Annotated in this window: 10 protein-coding genes; 7 read left to right on the top strand and 3 right to left on the bottom strand. The window is 70.1% G+C overall.

Going from position 1 to position 18,944, the window contains the following annotated elements; translation table 11 throughout:
* Positions 1 to 16: 16 nt before the first annotated feature.
* Positions 17 to 391, bottom strand: a complete 375-nt coding sequence (locus tag PLE19_21695; protein HPD17560.1) for a cupin domain-containing protein — start codon at positions 389 to 391, stop codon at positions 17 to 19.
* A 401-nt stretch (positions 392 to 792) separates the two neighbouring features.
* On the opposite strand from PLE19_21695, the gene PLE19_21690 reads away from it, so the two are divergent.
* Together PLE19_21690 and PLE19_21685 are read left to right on the top strand one after the other, a co-directional pair.
* The gene (locus PLE19_21690; protein HPD17559.1) at positions 793 to 1,557 is read left to right on the top strand and encodes a nucleoside phosphorylase; all 765 of its coding nucleotides are present in this window, start codon (positions 793 to 795) and stop codon (positions 1,555 to 1,557) included.
* Between the two features lie 11 nt (positions 1,558 to 1,568).
* Entirely contained in the window at positions 1,569 to 5,621 is a 4,053-nt protein-coding gene (locus tag PLE19_21685) for a hypothetical protein (GenBank protein HPD17558.1), read from the top strand.
* A gap of 99 nt (positions 5,622 to 5,720) precedes the next feature.
* Here PLE19_21685 and PLE19_21680 read toward each other — a convergent pair whose 3' ends face one another.
* Positions 5,721 to 7,145: an ADP-ribosylglycohydrolase family protein gene (locus tag PLE19_21680; GenBank protein HPD17557.1), complete on the bottom strand. Its 1,425-nt coding sequence runs from the start codon at positions 7,143 to 7,145 to the stop codon at positions 5,721 to 5,723.
* A 132-nt stretch (positions 7,146 to 7,277) separates the two neighbouring features.
* Between PLE19_21680 and PLE19_21675 the strand changes: the two genes are divergently transcribed.
* From PLE19_21675 to PLE19_21655, 5 genes are all read left to right on the top strand, one after another.
* Positions 7,278 to 10,763, top strand: a complete 3,486-nt coding sequence (locus PLE19_21675; protein ID HPD17556.1) for a beta-galactosidase — start codon at positions 7,278 to 7,280, stop codon at positions 10,761 to 10,763.
* Positions 10,760 to 12,355, top strand: a complete 1,596-nt coding sequence (locus tag PLE19_21670) for a right-handed parallel beta-helix repeat-containing protein (protein HPD17555.1) — start codon at positions 10,760 to 10,762, stop codon at positions 12,353 to 12,355. Before PLE19_21675 ends, PLE19_21670 begins: the two co-directional genes overlap by 4 nt.
* Before the next feature lie 248 nt (positions 12,356 to 12,603).
* Positions 12,604 to 15,948: a cellulase family glycosylhydrolase gene (locus PLE19_21665; protein ID HPD17554.1), complete on the top strand. Its 3,345-nt coding sequence runs from the start codon at positions 12,604 to 12,606 to the stop codon at positions 15,946 to 15,948.
* Positions 15,949 to 16,224: 276 nt separating this feature from the next.
* Positions 16,225 to 16,572: a zinc ribbon domain-containing protein gene (locus tag PLE19_21660; GenBank protein ID HPD17553.1), complete on the top strand. Its 348-nt coding sequence runs from the start codon at positions 16,225 to 16,227 to the stop codon at positions 16,570 to 16,572.
* A 680-nt stretch (positions 16,573 to 17,252) separates the two neighbouring features.
* Positions 17,253 to 17,963 (top strand): ThuA domain-containing protein, encoded by a 711-nt coding sequence (locus PLE19_21655; GenBank protein ID HPD17552.1) that lies wholly within the window; start codon positions 17,253 to 17,255, stop codon positions 17,961 to 17,963.
* Between the two features lie 79 nt (positions 17,964 to 18,042).
* On the opposite strand, the gene PLE19_21650 is transcribed toward PLE19_21655, so the two are convergent.
* A complete protein-coding gene (locus PLE19_21650; protein ID HPD17551.1) occupies positions 18,043 to 18,564 on the bottom strand; it encodes a hypothetical protein in 522 nt (173 codons plus the stop codon).
* Positions 18,565 to 18,944 lie beyond the last annotated feature (380 nt).

Raw genomic sequence — 18,944 nt, 5'->3', positions numbered from 1 at the left:
TCTCGAGCCGGGCGCCTCACGCCCCGCGCGAAGAGGCGCGGTCGCGCGAACCGTCGTACAGCCTGGGATCGGGGGGAGCCTGCACCGAGACGCACGTGAGCCCGTCCGGCCCGGCCACCGTGCCGTGGAACTCGCCCTCCGACACCAGGATCACGTCGCCCGCCTCGATAGGGAATTCCTGGTCATCCAGCCGGATCACCCCGCCGCCCTCGAGCACGAGGATCAGGTCCTCTGAGCGGTCGTGCACGTGTTGGGTGAAGGCCACGCCCGGCGCGAACTTCGCGTAGTTGAACGTCAGGTGCCTGGCGCCGTTGTGGGGGCCGTAGACGTTGCGCGTGTCGCCCTGGCCCATGGCGAACGGACGGCCGTCCGTGAACTTGCGAATCTGCATGCCTCGTCTCCTGAGCGCGAGTGGCCACTGAGTGTCGCCCGTCGCGTCCCGTTCTACCGTTCGGGGCCACGCTCTGTCAAGCACCCTCGCCCGAAGCCTGAGGGACGGATGTGGGCCATTCCGTGGGCAGCTTCTGCTGGCGATTCTCGTGGCGACAAGCGTCCCGCTTGTCGAACGGATGAGGAGAGCCGCCAGCGGGACGCTCGCGGCCACCCTTGCAGCGGGCCTTTCCCTGTTCCGGGGATTCCCGAGGCAGGAACCTCCCGCGGGTTGCGAACCCGCGGGAGGTTGAGGACGCGGTGTGAACACAGGAGTCAAGCACCCTCGCGCACACCCCTGGGCGACGGGCGATTGACACCAGCCCGCCCGCCCCCTATCCTATCGCTCGGAAGGAGCGCGTGATGGCGGCCGACTACCCGATTCTGGACTTCGACCCTTCGCGCGACGCGGTGATCGAGCCGGGCAAGATCACCGAACGCCTCGACGTGCCCGAGCACTGCGTGCCGTGCTTCTTCCGGGACGTGGTGCAGAAGGTGGCCAAGAGCCGGCGCGCTCGGGTCGTGGCCGAGCAGAAGTGGGAGCATGGCTCCCATCTGCTCTATGAGATCAACGTCGAGGGACGGCGGCTGGCCTTCTTCCAGCCGGGCGTGGGCGCGCCGCTGTCGGCCGGCCTGCTCGAGGAGGCGATCGCCCGCGGCTGCCGCAAGTTCATCGCCTGCGGGGGGGCCGGCGTGCTCGACCGCACGATTGCCGCGGGCCACGTGCTCGTGCCGTCCGTCGCCCTCCGCGACGAGGGCACCTCCTACCACTACCTGCCGCCCGGCCGCGAGGTGGCCGCCAGCCCCCAAGCCGTTGCCGCCATCGAGGCCACGCTCCAGAGGCACGGCGTCGAGTACATGGTCGGCAAGACGTGGACCACCGACGCCCCGTACCGCGAGACGCCCGAGATGGTGCGGCGGCGGCGCGCCGAGGGCTGCCTGACCGTCGAGATGGAGGCCGCGGCCTTCTTCGCCGTCGCCCAGTTCCGCGGCGTCGCCTTCGCCCAGCTCCTCTACGGCGGCGACGACGTGAGCGGGGCCGACTGGGACCACCGCGACTGGTGGCATCGCGCTTCGACCCGCGAGAAGCTCTTCTGGCTCGCCGCCGAGGCGTGCCTGAGTCTTTGAGGGAGACACCGATGAGGCTTTGCTCCTGGGTTTTGACCTGGCTCGTCGTTGCCACTGTGGCTGCGGCCGCCGAGCCGGCCGTGCTTCTCCCGCTCGACCGGGCGGCCTACGTCGTGGGCGAGAAAGTGCCCCTCGCCGTCCAGGGCGCCGAGGGCGAGGTGAAGATCGAGTTGGCAGGGGAGGGCGGGCCGCCGCTGCTCGTCTACCAGGGCAAGCCATCCGCGCTGGTGATGGGCACCGAGGGCCTGGCGGCCGGAACGTACGCCTTCCACGTCAACGGCCGGCCGACGGGCGTGGAGGTGACCCTCGCCAGCCCCATCCGCAAGTCGCCCGGGGCGATCACCGACGAGAGCATGCCCAGCCCGCCGCAACTCCCGCCCGAAGTGGCCCGCAACCCCGCCAGGAAGGCCGCCGCGCTCGCCGACTGGCGGAAGTCCGTGCCCCAGACCTTCCGCGAGACCGGCATTGACGTGGCCTTCTCGATGTGCGCGTCCGAGATGGACCGCGAGCCGCTCCTCGACGAGTTCACCGCGGCCTCCGCCATGCTCTATGCCAACCCCTACACGCGGCCCATGAGTTTCAACCCGGCTCGCGTCTATCCCCTTGAATTGGCCTCATTCAGGCAGCGCCTCGCCCTCTCGGCCCAGGCCAACAGCCGCTATCCCAGCTTCGCGGGCTTCTGCCTCGACTTCGACCCCGTGGGCCTCCTCGCCCGCAAGATGCTCCTGGTCTACTGGGGCTGGGGCCAGCAGGAGGAGGGCCTCCGCAACTACATCGCCCGAAGCGACCAGGCGGTCTACGACGAGTTCACCCGCCGCACGGGGTTGAAGGCCCCCCGCCTCGACGAATACATCACCTATCTCCTCGCCATCGGCCGGCCCGAGTTCGCCCCCGCCATTGACCTGCCGACCGCCCGATGGATCGAGGAGATGGCCCAGCACCTCAAGCCCCTGGAGCCTGCGAAGCTGGCTGAGCTGGAGAAGCGGATTGACGCCTGGGCGGCCTATCTGATGGGCATCTACGAGGAGAGCGACCGCGGCCACATCGCCGCCCTCCGCCCCATTGTCCCCTCGATGCACCACACGGGCACGATCAACATTGACCACGCCGCCGTGCGCGACGGCCAGTACGTGCCCTGGGCCTATCGGCCCTTCGATATCCGCTACATCACGGCCTGGAACGACCAGGTGGCCGGCCCCGACTACGCGTATCAGTGGCTCTTCAGTGCTGCGATGCTCAACACCAACCGCGGCATGGCCTCACCTGTGGGCGGGGCCTCCGTGCCCCGGGTCTCTTCGCGGGACAGAGACGTCCCGCCCACAACTCCATCCCGCCCACAGTTCATCCCCATCTGGGTCGGCACCAGCCTGGGCATGGTTCACGGCCAGGCCGAGTATCCGGGGAAGTTCGTCCGCGCCATCGCCCACAACCTCGCCCACGGTGCCTCGGGGGCCGGCTTTGCCCTCGAAGGCTTCTCAACGGTGCTGGGCGGCATGAACAAGCAGACCCACTGGAGCGAGATGAAGGGCAAGGCCGTCGCCGAAGACCTTCACGCCGGCCGCGACTTCCTCAACCGCTTCGCCTTCCTCGCCACCGAGTGCCGGGGCGACTATGGCGTCGGCATCCTCTACTCGCGTAGCCAGATGGCGAGGCAACACGTCTGCCAGGGCTTCGGCACGGCGTATTATAAACTCCTCGTCAGCCTCACCCGCCTCGGCTACACCCCCCGCTTCATAACTGAAGAAGAGGTTGAGGCTGTTCTTGTGGGCGGGGCCTCCGTGCCCCGCGTTTCTTCGCGGGACGGAGACGTCCCGCCCACAATCGGCGTCAAAGCCCTTGTCGTCGCGGGCCAAACCGTCCCCCTCCCGCCCAAAGTCGTCTCTGGCATCGAGGCATTCGCCAAGGGTGGCGGCCTCGTCCTTGTGGACGGCTCTTCCACGGTCAAGCTCGCCGGCGCGAAGCCCTTGGGCATCACGTTGCCCTTCGTCGAGAGTGCCCGGCCTTACAACTGGTCGAGCCCCAACACCCCCGAGGGCCTGCGCCATATCGCCCTGGCTGAGGAATGGCACCGCGAGATAGCGCCCGCGGCGATCAATGCCCTCGGCGACACGGGCAGCGCCTGGCTGCGGCCTGAAAGGGGCGCCGACTCGCGTGTCACTGTGACGCAGGTTGACGGCGGCCGCGATGCGAAGTACCTCCTCTGCGTCAACGACTCGTCAATCAAGACCCACACCGACTGGTTCGAGGTGTCCGAAAAGCTGCTCCCGAGCAGCCAGACGGCTGGATGCGTCATCTATGACTTGACCGAGGAACGGGTGCGCGGCAGTTGGCCGCGGGCGGGTGAGAAGGTCATCGTGCGCCTCGAGCCGGACCTGCGTTGCGACCTCTCAGCCACCACTGCCCGCGTGTTTGCGCTCCTCCGTCGCGAGGCGAGCAAGATAGCTGTTCGCGCCGGCCAGTCGGTACGGGCCGGCGATGGCCTGGCTGTCCAGATCAGCTTCCTCGACAAGGAGGGCAGCGCGCTTGCTGCCGCTCTGCCCTTCCATCTTGCGCTCCTGCGGCCCGACCGGTCGGTGGCCATGGAGCGCTATCGCAGCACGACGCGCGAGGGGTCGTTCGGCATGGCCTACCCGATTCCGCTCAATGCCCCACCGGGCGAGTGGAAGGTGGCCGTGCGGTCGCAGTTGACGGGCGACGTGGCGGAACTGCCCGTGACGGTGAAGCCGCCCCGCCGCCTCCGCTCCCTCGCCCAGACGCTTGACGACAGGGTGCTCTTCCGCAACGGCGACCGCCTCCGCGAAGTGCTGGCGGGGAAGGGCAAGGCTATCGTGCCGCTCTTCGAGACGCCGCACACCATCAAGCTCCTCCCCGCCGCCGAACGCCTCAAGCAGGTGCTGGGCCGCCTGGGCATCGAGGCCGAGATTCGCCGCAAGCCCGAGGTGACGACCTACTGGCTCGCCTACGACCCGACGCCGGAGCAACTCGCCGAGAACGCTCGCGCCGACAAGGGAGAGACCATCGGCAGGATCAAGGTCACAACGGTCAATCGCAACGACTACTTCGCCACCCTCGGCGGCTACCAGGTGGGCGAGACGGTGGTGCTGCTCGACCTGGCGACGCGGCCCGACAACGAGATGGCCGAGCACCTCGCCAAGGTCGGCGTCCTCTGGCCCGAGGTCTCCCGCGAGTTCCCAGGCCCGGGCCGGGCCATCGTTCACTGCATTCCCCAGGCGTTCCACCCGCAAAGATCGGCGATTGTGATCCAAGGCTCCGATCTGGACGGGCTGATGGCCGGTGTCGAGGCGTTGAGGCGGCCAAGCGACGATTGGCTTGGGGAGAGCGTTGCTTCGGCTCGCGAGGCCCTCTTCCGCGAATTCCACGTTGGCGGTGAGCCCGACCAGGCCAAGGGCCGCGGCCTCACCTCCCGCGGCCTCACCGTGCGGCATGAGCCGAAGCCCTTCACCGTCAGGTTCCTCGACAAGCAGCCGCTCAAGGAGAGCGAAGTCCAGCCCATCCCGCCCTTCGTGCACAAGCCGCTCGACGTGCCCGCGACCATCGAGTGCAAGGACTTCATCCCCCAGCTTCGCACAGCGAAGGGCTACGAAGACGCCTGGACGCCCGGCGGCAACTGGAAGGCCGACCTCCGTTTCGCCGACGCCATTCTCCTCGTCGTGGATGTGAAGAAGCCGGGCAGGACGGCCATCGCCGCCGAAGGCGTCTTCCGCTACTCGGACCGCCGCCCCCGTTCCCAGGGCGTGTGGGAGGATATCCTGGCCCTCCGCGACACCCTCGTGCCCAAGGAGCGTCGGCCAATGGCCTTTGACGTGGTGCTCGACGGCCAGCCGGCCGGCAGGCTCGACAAGCTGACGACGGGGACGAAGGATGTGCCGATTGACTCGCCCCCTGGCTACGGCCCCCAGAAGCCGAAGACCGTCTCCGAGGAGGTCGTGACCCGCATCGGCGGCGAGCTGGACCTGCCCGCCGGCACGCATCGGCTGATGCTGGTCCACCGGAACATGGTGGATGGGAGGCTGGAGAAGGTGCGGGTGGGGGAGGGGCCGTGAGGGATGCGTGATGCGTGATATGTGACAGGAGAAGGCGAAGCGGTCAGGGGCTGCCGAGGGTGTCCTCCCGCAGGTACTGGAACCTTTGGGAGGGGGGCGTCAGGGCCTGGCGAGAGGGGCAAGCACGTCGTCCTTGAGTGCCTCGTCAAGCACGGCGCGCACGCGGGCCGCTTCGGCGGGGGAGAGTCGGTCGCGTCGGTTGGCGAGGCGGATGGCGGCGAAGGCGCGGGCGGCGGGGCTGGGGTCGTCGAGGCGCGCGAGCGCCTCCTTGTCCATTGCCGCGTTCACTTCGTCAAGGCCGCCCGTGGGCAAGCCGTCCTTGAGGCGCTCGAGGAGGGCCGGCTCCTGGGCGGGGATGAGGTAGACGGCGGCATCGCCGTCGCCTGTGGGCGGCGTGTCCCCACGCCGCGTGTCGCGGGACGGGGACATCGCGCCCACAATCCTCCCGCCGGCGGCGAGGATGGCCTTCTCGGCGAGGCGGGCGGTGAGGGCGACCAGGTCGTCCATTGTCTCGGACTTCGGCAGGCCGTCGCGGGTGTTGTTGTCGTAGTGCTCGGGGAGCACCCAGCCGGGGTGGGCGGCCATGGCCTTGGCGCCGAGCATGACGCCGAGCACGGTGCCGCAGGTGGCGGCGTTGCAGTCGGCGTCGTAGCCCATGGCGAAGCTCAGGCGCATCGTCTGCACGAAGTCGCCCTTGCCGTAGAGCAGCGCGGCGGCGACGAGGGCGCCGTTGGTCACGGTGGCGTTCATGTTCCAGCCCCGCTCGTCGCGGTACTTCCTCTGGATGGCCGAGCGGGTCGCCTGCCAGTCGCTGGGCCACTGCTGATGCCAGGCGATCACGTCGCGCAGCATCTCGGCATGCTGGCTCTCGGGGTCCACGGCGGCCAGCGAGCGGGCGATGAGGCGGGGCACGTCGCGCTCGAAGAAGGCCAGGCTGATCATCGCGGTGGTATGGGCGCCGGCCTGGATCGGCTCGCCGCGGACGGTGATGTGGAGGTAGTGCCGGGCGATGCGGGCGGCCTCGCGGGGCAGGCCGGGGGCCAGCAGGCCGAATGCCTCGGCGCAGAACTGACCCGAGAGGTTGTACCTCGCGTGAGGGTTGAGGGCGAAGTGCGAGGTCCAGGGCGGGGTGATGCCCTGGCCGATGAGCTTGCGGGCCTGCTCGTTGGAGACCCAGATGCGGCGGTTGATCGAGCGCACCCATTCGCGGGCCAGTTCGGGGTAGGGCACGAGCAGCGTGCCCAGGCGGTCCATCGTGTGGAGGTGGGTCCATTCGATGTCCGTATCGTCGTCGCTGGGGCAGCGCGGCAGGTTGGGCGTGAAGTCGGGGAGAGGGCCGGGCTCGTCCTTGTACTTGAACTCGAAGGGCAGCCCCTGGACATTGCCGATCATCTGCCCCGCCCATCCGCCGCGGAGGCGGTCGAGGAGTTCGGCGCGCGACAGGCGGCGAATCTCCCCCGCCTGGGCCGCCGCTGCGAGCAGCACGAGGGCGGCGGCGAGCCAGAGTCCCTTTGCTTCGAGCATGTCTGCGCTCCTCTGAGAGCCCGCCGCATGCTACTCGAATGCCCTCGGCGCTGCAAGCTGGACAAGCGGCGGAGCTTTTGGTAGAAGCATAGGGAATGAAGGAGTTCGCGGCAGCCTGAGAAGGAGTGGTTCATGGCCGACCGGCTCGCGATCGCGATGGTTCTTGCCTGGGGCGCCGCCTTCGCCGCCGAGGCCGAGGGGCCGCCCGCGGCCCACACGCCGCTCAGGACGCTGGACCTCCAGCTCGCCACGCCGCATCTGCCCCTCTTGAAACGGCACGCGAGGGGCGAGTTCAAGGCGTTCTTCCTCACCCCGGCCGGCCACACGCTGGCGCACGTGCGCGAGTTCGTGCAACGGGCCGATATTGCGGCCGATTACTTCGCCGTCGCGAGACCTGAGCCGCCGGCCGACGGGCTGAGCGCCGACCACCTGGCGGAGCTCCAGAAGAAGATCGCGTCGTTCGCGCCCCAGGTGCTCGTGACGCTGGGCATCCCGTGGCACGCGGGGCTGAAGGCCCAACTCGCGGGAGAGTTGCTGGGGCGGGTGCGCGACGGGATGGGCGCCGTGGTTGTTGTGCGCGACCCGAAGGACGAGCCCGAGCTGGCCGCGGCGCTCGCCGGGCTCAGGGAACTGGCCGAGCCGCCGCTGCCCAGCGCGGCCGTGAGCGTGCCGCCCGTGCGCCGCTACGCGCTGGGGAAGGGGCGAGTGGCGCTGGTTGTATGCCCGTGGCGCGACGATGGCGACGCGGGCGCAGCCGCGCTGGGCGAGTGGGCCACCCTCCGCCTCCTGCGCGAGACCGCCCGAGTCGCCGAGCTTCGCTGGCGCGGGTTCGAGTACAGCTATGCGTTCCTTGCGGACCTGGCTCGATGGGCGGCGGGACAGGACACGCCGATCGTCGTCACCGAGGCGGCGCTCAAAGGCAATGTCGTGGCGGTGGGAGTCCGCAACGCGGGGGGCAAGGCGAAGGCGCTCGTGCAGGTGACCCTCAGGAGCCGGCGCTGGGAGGTGCGGACCGACGGGGCCGCCACGGTGGACCTGCCGGAGGGCGAGAGCCAGCACCTGGTCACGCTGGGCAAAGCCCCCGACAGCGGGCCGCTGGGCATCGAGGTGCACGTGCGCGATGGGGACGGCAGGACTCTCGCGTTCGGCACCGCCGGCGCCTCGGCGTATGGGGCCGTGACGATGAAGGTGGCGCCCCAGCCCAGCGCCTACCAGCCCGCGGAGCAACCGGGAGCGTGCATCGTCGAGCTGGCGGGCGCGACGCCCGGCGGGCGCCTGGAGGTGTCGGTGCTCGACCGCTTCGGGCGGCTCGTCGCCCGCAGCATTCACGACGTGAGGCTGACGAACGGCCGGGGCCAGGCCGGCTCGATGCTTCGGGAGGTGCGCGCGCTGGACCCGTACCACGAGGTGGTCGCGCGCTTCTACTCGGCGGAAGAGCCGCCGCGCCTGCTGGCCGAAGCGACAGCCGACCTGTTCCTGCTCCCGCCCAGATCGCCTGTCGGGCAGGGCTTCGCCCTCGGCGTGTGGGGCGCCGCGCGGCGCGACCCGCTCCATCTGCAAGGGCTGCTCGCCGCGACGCACGACGGGGGCCTCACCCTGCACAGCGGCTCGGACGACGATGCCGTGCTCTATGCGACCGGGGGCGTCAAGGCCGCGACCGTGGGGTTGCCCGTGGCGAAGGACCTGGCAGCCGCGGACGGCGCGAAGGCCGACTGGCAGAAGCAGGCGCGGGAGCAATTCGACTCCGGGGCTCGGCTCATCGCCCTGGGCGGCGAGCGGCGCGTTCCCGAGGGCCTGGCAGGCCACCCGCAGATTCTTGCCGCGTTCCGCGAGTGGCTGAAGCCGCGGTATGCGGACATCGCCGAGCTGAACCGGGCGTGGGGCGCGCAGTTCGCCGACTTCGCCCAGGTGGTGCCGAGGGAACGCCGGGACCTCGGCACCTCGCCGAACCTCGCCCCGTGGCTCGAGTTCCGCCTCTTCCTCGGCGAGTGGGTGGGCGAGCGCTACCTGAAGGCCCCGGCCGCGTGGGCCGCGGAGATCGCCCCGGAACTCGCCGTCGGCGAGTGGACGACTGCCGAGCCTTCCGACGCCTGGCCGGTGGACTGGAGCCGCTACGCCACGTGTTGCAGGGGCACGGTGGCCGCAGGCGGGCGTCAGGGCGTGCTCGAGGAGCTGTTCCGCTGTTTCGCCCCCGGCGCCCGTTTCGGCGTGCGCCTCGACCAGCCCGTGAGGGCGCCCGACGCCCCCGCCCGCCTGGCCCCCTGGCTCGCGCTGCTGAATGGCGGCAGCCTCTGCTGGGCCGGCGACCTGCGGGACGTGGCCACCCCGGACCTTCGGCCTGCCGCCGCCTATGCGACCCTGGCGAAGGAGGAGTTCCGCGACCTGACGGAGGGGATCGACCGCCTCATCCTCGCGAGCGCCTTTGCCGCCGACAGGATCGCCATCGGCTACTCATATCCCTCGTGGCTCGCGGATTCCGCGGCCCTTGCCCGGGGCGCCAAGACCCTGGTGGAGGAACTGGGCTTCCAGCATGACCTCGTGACGATGGACGACGTGGCGGCCGGGCGACTGGAGAAGGACGGCTACCGGCTCTTCCTCCTCGAGCAGGCGAGCTGCCTCTCCAGCGAGCAAGCCGAGGGGGTGAAGCGCTTCGCCGAGGCCGGCGGCGTCGTGCTGTGCCTCGGGCGGAACGGCTGGCGCAACCTCCGCGGCACTCCGCACCCCGAAGGCTGCCTCCTCGACCCCCTGGCGGGCGTGGACACTGCTCAGGCGACGCCTCTCGGCAAGACGATGGCCGCGTCGCCCGGCGGGCCGTCGCTCACGCTCGACGTCGCGCTCGCGGGGGTGCAGGCGAAGGATGCCAGCGTGCTGACGGGCGTGAGCGTGGAGGGGAAGGACCTGCCGGTGTGGACCGTGCGCGACGCCGGCAAGGGCAAGGTCTACTGGCTCAACGCGCGCCTCGCACTCGATGGGGGGCACGCTGTGCAGAGAGCGCAGTGGGAGCTTCTCGACCACGTGGTGGCCATGGCCGGCGTGAAGCCACGGTGCAGGCTCTTCCAGGGCGGGCAGCCGGTCTTCGGCGCGGAAACGTGGTACTACGAGTCCCCTTCGAAACGCACGCTGATCGTCGCCCGCCACGTCTCGCCTAGGATGGAGGGCCACGCGAACGTGCGCTTCGACCGCAAGGCGCACGTCTACGAACTGCGCACGCACCGGTACTTCGGCGAGACGGACCAGATCCAGGACACCTTCCCCGAGGGCACGGTGCGCCTCTACGCGCTCACCGACTGCAAGTTGCAGAAGCCGATGGCCAAGGCCGAGGAGGGGAGGCACGAGCCCGGCTCGGCGGTGCGGGTGCAGTGCCACATGCTCACCTACGGCAAGGAGGTGGAAGTGGACCTCGTGCCGTATCGGCTACAGGTCTTCGACGCGTCGGGAAGAGAGCTTGCCGCCTACCGGCGCGTGGTGCTGGCCCCGGGCGGAAAGCACACATTCGAGCTGCCCTTGGCCCTCGACCACCCGCCGGGGCGGCAGTCCGTCGTCATCACCGACCCGTTTACGGGCCAGGAGGCGCGGGCCTACTTCCTTGTCGCCAAGGTGGAGGAGAAGAAGCGGTGAAGCCCCTCTTGCTGTGGGGGGTCGGGCTCGCGGCCGTGGTGGCCTGCACCCGGACGCCGGCCGCGACAGTGGACGCTGCGAGGTTCGTTGACCGCTCGCTCGGCGATTGCGGGTTCCAGAGGGCCATTGACTCGCTGCCCGCGGAGGGCGGGGTGGTGGAACTGCCCGAGGGGCGGTACGCGCTGGAACGCTACCTGTTCCTGAAGAGCGGCACGACCCTGCGGGGCAAGGGCCGCGGAACCATTCTGGCGGCCGGCAGGCGCGAGACGCGCCGAAACGTGGCCAGGGACGCGCCGGCGAACAGCACGGAGATCGTCGTCGAAGGCGACCTGGCGTCCCTGGCGCCCGGGATGCTCGCCTATGCCTGGCGGTTCCGCGCGCCAAGCTGGATGGGCTACATCAAGCCGTATCGCGTCAAGGAGATTCGCGGCCAGACGCTCGTCTTTGCCGAGCCCGTTCCGTGCGAGATGCTGCTCAGGAACCGCGCGCAGGTTTCGTGGGGATTCACCACCGCGCTCGCCGCGCCGGCGAAGAAGGGCGAGAAGGCCATTCGGGTCGAACACCCCGAATTGCTGCCCCCCGGCCACGGCCTCACGCTCGCCGGGGAGGGCGACCTGTGGAATCACCACTTCAACGCGGTCGTGGCCGTCGAGGGCAGCACGCTCGTGCTGGAGCGGCCTCTGGGCGTGAGTGCCCAGGCGGGCACACTCGTCCACCACGCCTACTCCGCGATCACCGCCGACGGGCAGGAGAACATCGCCGTGGAGGACCTGGCCGTGGAGGGCTGGGCAGGCGACGAGCGTCCCATCTGCCGGAACTTCTACTACAGCGGCATCCACACCGTGCGGTGCAGCGGGGTCGCCCTGCGGCGTGTCGAGGTGCGCGACTGGCAAGCCGATGGCGTGAGCATCCAGGCGGGGCGGAACTGCCGGGTCGAGCACTGTGTAGCCACAGGCAACTCGGGCCACGGCTTCCACTCGGGCACCGACTTCACGGACGGCCTGTGGGTCAACCTCCGAGCGGTCGCCAACGGCGGCGACGGCTTCTACTACTGTTGGCACGACAAGAACGTGGTCGTCCGCCACTGCGTCCTGAGCGAGAACCAGGGCCACGGCGTCGGCGGCCTGGGCAACCCGGGCGACCGCCGCTGCATCGTGGAGGGCAACACCATCGAGCGCAACGGCCGGGCAGGCGTCGAGGTCAACGGCGGCATGGACTCGGGCAGCGTCATCCGCAGCAACATCATCCGCGACAACTCGCGCGCAAGGCCCGGCCAGTGGCCGGGCATCGCGCTCTTCGCCTCGGCCGAGGATGCCCGGGGCTACACGGTCGAGGACAACGTGGTCGAGAGCACCCTCGCGGAGCCGACCCAGTGGGTGGGCATCGAGGAGCGCTGCGGCGACCCGCCCCGCCGCGAGGTCGAGCGGGACGGCCAGAAGGTGGTCGAGACCCGCCTTGCCGACGAGAACGCCATTCGCCGCAACAGGGTTTCGGGCCATCGGACCGCCGACATCATCGTCGTGGGCCCGAAGACGGTGTGCGAGGAGAACCCCGGCGCCAGGGTGGCCGCGGGCGCCGCCGCGCCGAAGTGAGCAGGAGCGCGCCGGGTGCCCTGGGTGTCCGCCTGCCTGGGGCGGCCGGGCCGCCGGTTCCGCCCGACTCTCGGCCCCGTGCGCCGCGCGGTGCACTGAGCCTTGAGCGCTCCCAGCGGCCGCCCGGAGCACGGCGGCCGCGCGGGTCGAGACCATGCGGGCAGGCCACAAGAGGCGCTTGCACTGACGGCGGCCCAGTGGTAGGCTGCCTTGGCCCCGGCGGACCGCGTGCTTGGAGGCAAGAAGGGATGAGCCGAACGCCCTTTCGGCCCGCTCTGGTGGGCCTCGCGCTGCTCGGCGCTGCATCGGCGACGCTGGCGGGACGCTGGATCGTGCCCGACTGGCCCGAGGGTCAGGAGCCGAAGTTCGAGGCCGTGCCGCTGTTCTGGTTCACCGTGGCCGACTGCCCGCTGGTCTACCGCGTGGAGGTGGAGGTGCCCGAGGCCGCCGACCGAGCCACGGCGCTGTTGCAGACGAGCGGCTATGCCTACGTATACGTCAACGGCCGGCAGGTGTACTCCTGGGCGCCCAGGCCACGCGACAAGGACCACCCGGAAATCCCCGCCGACCCCACCCGGGTCCACGAACTGGACCTCACCGAGCATCTGACGCCCGGCCGGCATGCGCTGTGCGTGAGCGCGCCGGCCAAGGGCTTTGCGCTGGACGGCGCGCTGTACACGGGGATGAAGCCGATCCAATCCCTGGAGAGCGGCCGCGGTTGGCGGGTGCGCAAGTTCGCGCCGACGACGGTCGTCGAGGCCGAGGCATTCCTGCGGCCCGGGTACGATGGCCCGTCCGCGGCGGTCCGCGAGGAGGGCCAGCGCGGGCAGGGAGCTGGGCCGCCGACGGAGCTGCGCGCGAGCGAGGACCTCCTGGCGAAAGCCTATCGCGCGGCCTTCGTGCGCCGCGCCCGCCGGGATGTGGAGGACGCCCTCTGGCGGCTCGACCTGATGTTGAGGCGGGGAGTCTACATCCTGGGCGGCGAGGCGCACGGGTGGGGCGGGCCGTTGCGTCTGGACGCAGCCGCGCTCAAGCGCGCCGCCACGGCCCACGGCGCGGCTCGCACCCTGGGCGAGCGCGTCGAAGCGCTGGAAAAGGCGCCGGCGGATTCGGTCGCCGCCGTGGCGAAGGACATTCCCGAGATGGCCAGCCTGCGAAAGGCGCTCGACGCCGTGCTCGCCGAAACCGAGGCGGCCAGCCGCGAGGCCTTTGAGGCCGACGAGCGCAAGGCGCTCGCCCTGGCCGCTGCCGTGGTGGGGGACGGCCTGTCGCTCCAGGACACGCTCAGCGCCCCGGCGCGGCTTCGCGAGCAGGTGGATGCCCAGGTGCGCCACCCCCTCAACCATCTCAACCAGAGCCGCTACGACCGCCTGGGCTGGATCGAGCACGCCGGCCTCACCGACAGCGATATCCTCCAATGGGGCATTCGCGTGAACCCCGTGTCCGGGCCCACCAAGGCCGGGCCGACGGGCGAGTGGGCGCGCTTCCTCTTCTCCCCCGACCCCGACGACGAGGGCGTGCGCGACCTGCGCTGGAGCATCGGCCACAACGTTGAGAACCAGTGGCAGCGGATTGACCCCCGCGTGAGCTGGACCAAGGACGCCCGGTTCGCCGAGCACAAGGGCATCGCCTGGTACCGCACGCGAATCCACGCCCCGGCCGAGTGGGCGGGCAACGAGGTCGTGCTGACGTTCGCCGTCGCAGGCCGGGAGCGCGTATGGCTCAACGACAGGGAAATCACCGAACTGGGCACAGGAGCCGGCAACCGCACGTACCCGTTGCCGGCGGACCTGCTGGCGTTCGGGGCAGAGAACTTCCTCGCCTTCCGGATCGACGCGGACGGCGATCCGCGGGGCCTGGTCGGCCCGGTGGAACTGGCCTGCCCCGCGCTCGACGCGCCGGCCGCCAGAGAGACTCCGCCCACCGACGTCCTGGCGACGCCCCTGAGCCCCTGCGTCGTGCTCACGCCGTGGACCGACACCCTGCGAATCCACCACGCCGGCGAGGCCATGCTGCTCTTGCCCGGGCAGATGAAGTTCGGGCGATGCGACTACCGGGCCGACCGCGACGGGAAGCTCTCGGCGAACTGGGCGCTCCTGTGGCTCACGCCCCACACGGCCGTCAGCCCCGTGCGGCCGATCCTGCTCGTCTTCCGCAGGTGCCCGGCCAAGATTGACGGCGTGCCAGGGCAGACGACCATCAAGATGAGCCGCCCGCGAGAACGCATCATCGCCGTCCGCCCCTGGGTCAAAGCGAAATTCGACGACCCCCGATTCCTCCTCCGCCTCGACGACGCCATCGGCCTCTGGCGCCGGGCCGCCCTGGCCGTGCCCCTCGACTACATGTCCGTGACCCGCCTCCTCTCCCCGGGCGAGCCCTGGGACAAGGCCTCCACCGAGAAAGTCCCCCGCGGGCCCGTGCTGGGCCACACGGTGATCTACGACTTCCTCGAGACCAGGGACGAATGGGACACGAAGCCCCTCCGCCTGGCGCCGCTGCCGGCCCTGTGCAGCTTCGCACGCGACTGCGGCTTCCGCAACCTGAAGCTCGACCGCCGAGCGGTGGACATCCAGGACGGCGGCCTCCTGGCCCCCTACCGCGCAGTGATGGACGCCGACCGCGTGAGCTACAGCTACGACGTCGAGCCGTACCCGCGCTTCGCCGGCTTCACGAGCTGGATGTTCGCCGGCGGCGACGCCGGCGTGCCCGGCAACCAGCGCGAGCTGGAGCTCCTCGCCGCCCTCGGCGCCAACAGCTTCCGCCCCCAGCACAACTGGTCCGACGAGAAACCCCCCAACCCCGCCAACCCCGGCGACCAACGCACCCGCGTGCAAGTCACCGCCGACTACGCCAACGCCGTCGGCATGAACTACATGAACAACATTGATCAAACCCTCGGCCGCCCGCGCGAGTTCGTCCGCGACAACTACGCCGACTTCATGGCCCTCGTCGGCGCCCACTACGAGAAGATCGCCCGCCAGCTCGCAGGCCGCCCCTTCTGGGCCGTGGCCTACGACCTCATCAATGAGCCCTTCGACCACCACCACGCCCGCTACAACCCCGCCATCAAGGAACTCACCCGACGCATCCGCTCCATTGACAACGTCCACCTCCTCTACATCGAGCCCTGCGAGGCCTGGGGCGCCATCCAGCAGCTCAAACTCATCGAGCCCACCGGCGACCCCCTCACCGTCTACAGCTTCCACGACTACAACTTCCGCCTCAACAAGCCCGACGACCGCTGGCCCACCCTCGAACGCGACCTCACCAACATCTACGCCCTCTGGCTCCCCGCCATCGAATTCCAGATCCGCCACGGCTGCGCCATGCACTGCGGCGAGTTCGGCGGCTTCGCCGGCGCCACCGACGACTCCCTCGCCCAGACCCTCCTCCTCAACGACTTCTTCCGCATCTTCGACCAGTTCGGCATGCACCACCACTACTACAGCGGGCGCGAAGTCTACCGCCGCCTGGCCGACGGCTCGCTGCGCCCCAGCAACGTCGCCCGCGCCTACCAGGCCTACTTCCGCCGCCCCGACTTCAACCGCCACTACCCCCTCTGGCCCAGCCACCCCAAGCCGCCCCAGCCGTAGCACATCTTGGGGGCCGCTGCGGGCGAGCCACAACCCGCTGAGTCTCCCAGAGTCTCCCAGACTTCCCGGTCTGAAGGGGACACCCCGGATGCCCCCCCCACAGGTTGTAGGCTCCCCCGGACAGCCCCCAATGTGTTGCGTCGCCCGATTCGCCCGACTCGCCGGCTCCGCCAGGCACTTGACTCCCGCGCCCCGGGGGTGTAGAAAACCCCTATCAGCCTGGGGCCGCACGAAGCGGCCAGAGGGCCTCCAAGGGGCGCCAATGTCCACCAAGGCATTCCCCGCACGGTTCCCCACTGGACCAGCCAGCTCTGCTCCCGCTGCGGCTCCCTGGGCGCGCGATTCTCCGCCCGCAACGGCCAAGCCGTCTTCGAACCCGTTGGCAAGCTCTTCGCCTGCCCCGACTGCGGCTACCTGGCCAATGCCGACCACAATGCCCGGGTGAACCTGCACAGAAGGTTCTTCGGCGAGTTCCCCGAGGTCAAGAGGCCCGACAAGAGCCGGCGCATCTTCCGAGTGACCAGGCCGGGCCAGCCCACCGTGGAAGTGGACATGGTCCAGGTGGAGACCACGCTGCGCCTGCGCGCCGACGACATGTGCCGAGGCAAGGCCACGCCATTCTGACCCCCGTGTGGCGCCGCTGCCCTCCGCGGCGCTTCGCCTGTGGGCGGGGCCTCCGTGCCCCGCGAGCCCTCCTATCCCTGTCCCGCGGGGGACAGAGCCCCCGCCCACAAAGAGCCGCGCCCTCAGTTTCTCAGGCCTATTCGCGCCATTCGCGTTTCCCTTCCTCTCTGCGCGCTCTCTTCACCGCTCCCGCTGCTGGCTCTGCGCGAGACTCTTCCCGTCTTCACTGCTGGATTCGCGTGGATTCGCGCGATTCGCGGTCGCCCTCTTGGGGGTTAGGCACGGCGCTGTGGGCGGGGCCTCCGTGCCCCGCGAGCCCTCCTATCCCTGTCCCGCGGGGGACAGAGCCCCCGCCCACAAAGAGCCGCGCCCTCAGTTTCTCAGGCCTATTCGCGCCATTCGCGTTTCCCTTCCTCTCTGCGCGCTCTCTTCACCGCTCCCGCTGCTGGCTCTGCGCGAGACTCTTCCCGTCTTCACTGCTGGATTCGCGTAGATTCGCGCGATTCGCGGTCGCTCTCTGGGATTCGCGGCGTGTGGACACGCCGCCCACAACCCTTCCGCCTCGGCCATGTCGCGCTGGCGCCCACGGTTGCGCGAAGGCTCCGACGCCGGTAGAATGCCCCACTGGCTGGGCGGCGGACGGCCGCCCGCACCCCATCCCTTCGCCGAAAGGAGAGGCCGTGGCCAGGATCAAGACGCTGCTGCTCTCGGGCGCCAACAACCACGACTGGCGGCGATCGTCGCCCTTCCTGCGAGACCTGCTGGAGCGCTCGGGCAGGTTCGACGTGACGCTGACGGAGAACCCCTCGGCTGCGCTGGAGGACGCGGCGGCGCTGAAGAGCTATCGCCTGCTGTTCTCGGACTACAATGGCCCCGCCTGGAGCGAGGCGGCGAAGGCCAACTTCGTGGCCGCCGTGGCGGGCGGCACGGGCCTGGTCGTCCTGCACGCCGCCGACAACGCCTTCCCCGGCTGGGTGGAGTACGAGACGATGGTCGCCCTCCTGTGGCGAGCGGGCACGGGCCACGGCCAGTACCACGAGTTCGAGGTCAAGATCGCCGACAAGGCGCACCCCATCACGCGCGGACTGGGCGACTTCCGCCTGTGGGACGAGCTGTACCACAAACTCGTCCACATGCACAACGCCCCGTACCGGGTGCTGGCGACGGCCTACTCGGCGCCCGAGACCGGTGGCACGGGCCGCGACGAGCCGATGATGACGGTGCAGCAGTACGGCCAGGGGCGCGTCTACCATCACGTGATGGGCCACGTGTGGCCCGGGGACGGCGCGCAGCACAAGGGGTGCTCGATGATGACCTTCGAGAACCCCATGTTCCAGAAGAGCCTGCTGCGCGGCTGCGAGTGGGCCGCGACGGGGGACGTCGCCGACTGAGGCCTGCCGAGGCGCAGCGGGCGAGCCGTCGCGTGCGTCGGGAACGCCGGGAGCCTGCGGGCGGGGCCCAGGCGCTGGGTCAGTAGGTGAGGACGACTCGGCTCAGCCCCCGACGCCCGGCGATCGGGACGGCGAGTTCCAGCGTCTCGTGTTGGGCCAAGCCGCGGATGCGCTCGATCGTGAAGCCGAGGAAGGCCGTCGCCGCGTCGAAGCACTCGCACCGCACGTAGCCGCGGGCCACCGCCTCCAGGGCCAGGAGGGCGGAGGCGCCCTTGGCCGTCTTCTCGGCCAGGGTGTCCAGATCGTCGTCATCCAGCGGGAATGCCTTCGTCCGCTTCAGCGTCAGCACGAGCGTCCGCCCGTCCTCGCCGAGTTCCGTCTTCTCCACGGTGAAATACGCCCGGAACGCCGCGGCGTCCACCTCGATCTTCTCGGGGTCCGCCGGCCCGCCGGCGCCCAGATCGGGGAGCAGGCCCATCGAGTGCAGCAAGGCGCACAGGGCCACCGCCAGCGCCGCGAGCGCGAGGCCGAGCGCGAGCCATTGCACGCGGCGGCCGGGCAGGGCAGATGAGCCGCCGCTGGTCTGCTGGGTGTCGGACACGCTGAGTCGCCTCCTGTCCCCTCCGTGGGTGTGCGTGAATGGTAGCCAGGCGTCGCCCGCTTGTCAAGGCGGACTGCGCCGGGCCGCCCGCGCAGTGCCCGCGGCGCCAAGGGCGTTGGCCATTCCCACAGGTGGTTTCTCTTGCGGCCTCCCGTAGCGACAAGCGTGCCGCTTGTCGAACAGATCGAGGAAGCCGCAAGCGGGACGCTCGCGGCCACCTCGGCAGGATTCCCGCATCAGAAACCGCCTCTGATTCCGGCCCACGCCCGCGGCGTCAGAGTGTGGGCAGGAATTGTCGGCAGGGTGGTTCTCTCTGAAGCCTGATGGGCTCGCATGGGATAGCCCAGGGCAACGCCCTCATCTTCTCCCACACGTGAGGG

The sequence above is a fragment of the Planctomycetota bacterium genome (genome assembly GCA_035384565.1).
Taxonomy (GTDB): Bacteria; Planctomycetota; PUPC01; order DSUN01; family DSUN01; genus DAOOIT01.
The sequence above is the reverse complement of the archived record's forward strand: the minus strand, read 5'-3'. Positions and strand labels throughout refer to the sequence as shown.

Bases quoted from the DNA above. Each gene is read 5' to 3' on its own strand.
- PLE19_21695 (HPD17560.1), bottom strand. From the start codon at position 391: ATGCAGATTCGCAAGTTCACGGACGGCCGTCCGTTCGCCATGGGCCAG.
- PLE19_21690 (HPD17559.1), top strand. From the start codon at position 793: ATGGCGGCCGACTACCCGATTCTGGACTTCGACCCTTCGCGCGACGCG.
- PLE19_21685 (HPD17558.1), top strand. From the start codon at position 1,569: ATGAGGCTTTGCTCCTGGGTTTTGACCTGGCTCGTCGTTGCCACTGTG.
- PLE19_21680 (HPD17557.1), bottom strand. From the start codon at position 7,145: ATGCTCGAAGCAAAGGGACTCTGGCTCGCCGCCGCCCTCGTGCTGCTC.
- PLE19_21675 (HPD17556.1), top strand. From the start codon at position 7,278: ATGGCCGACCGGCTCGCGATCGCGATGGTTCTTGCCTGGGGCGCCGCC.
- PLE19_21665 (HPD17554.1), top strand. From the start codon at position 12,604: ATGAGCCGAACGCCCTTTCGGCCCGCTCTGGTGGGCCTCGCGCTGCTC.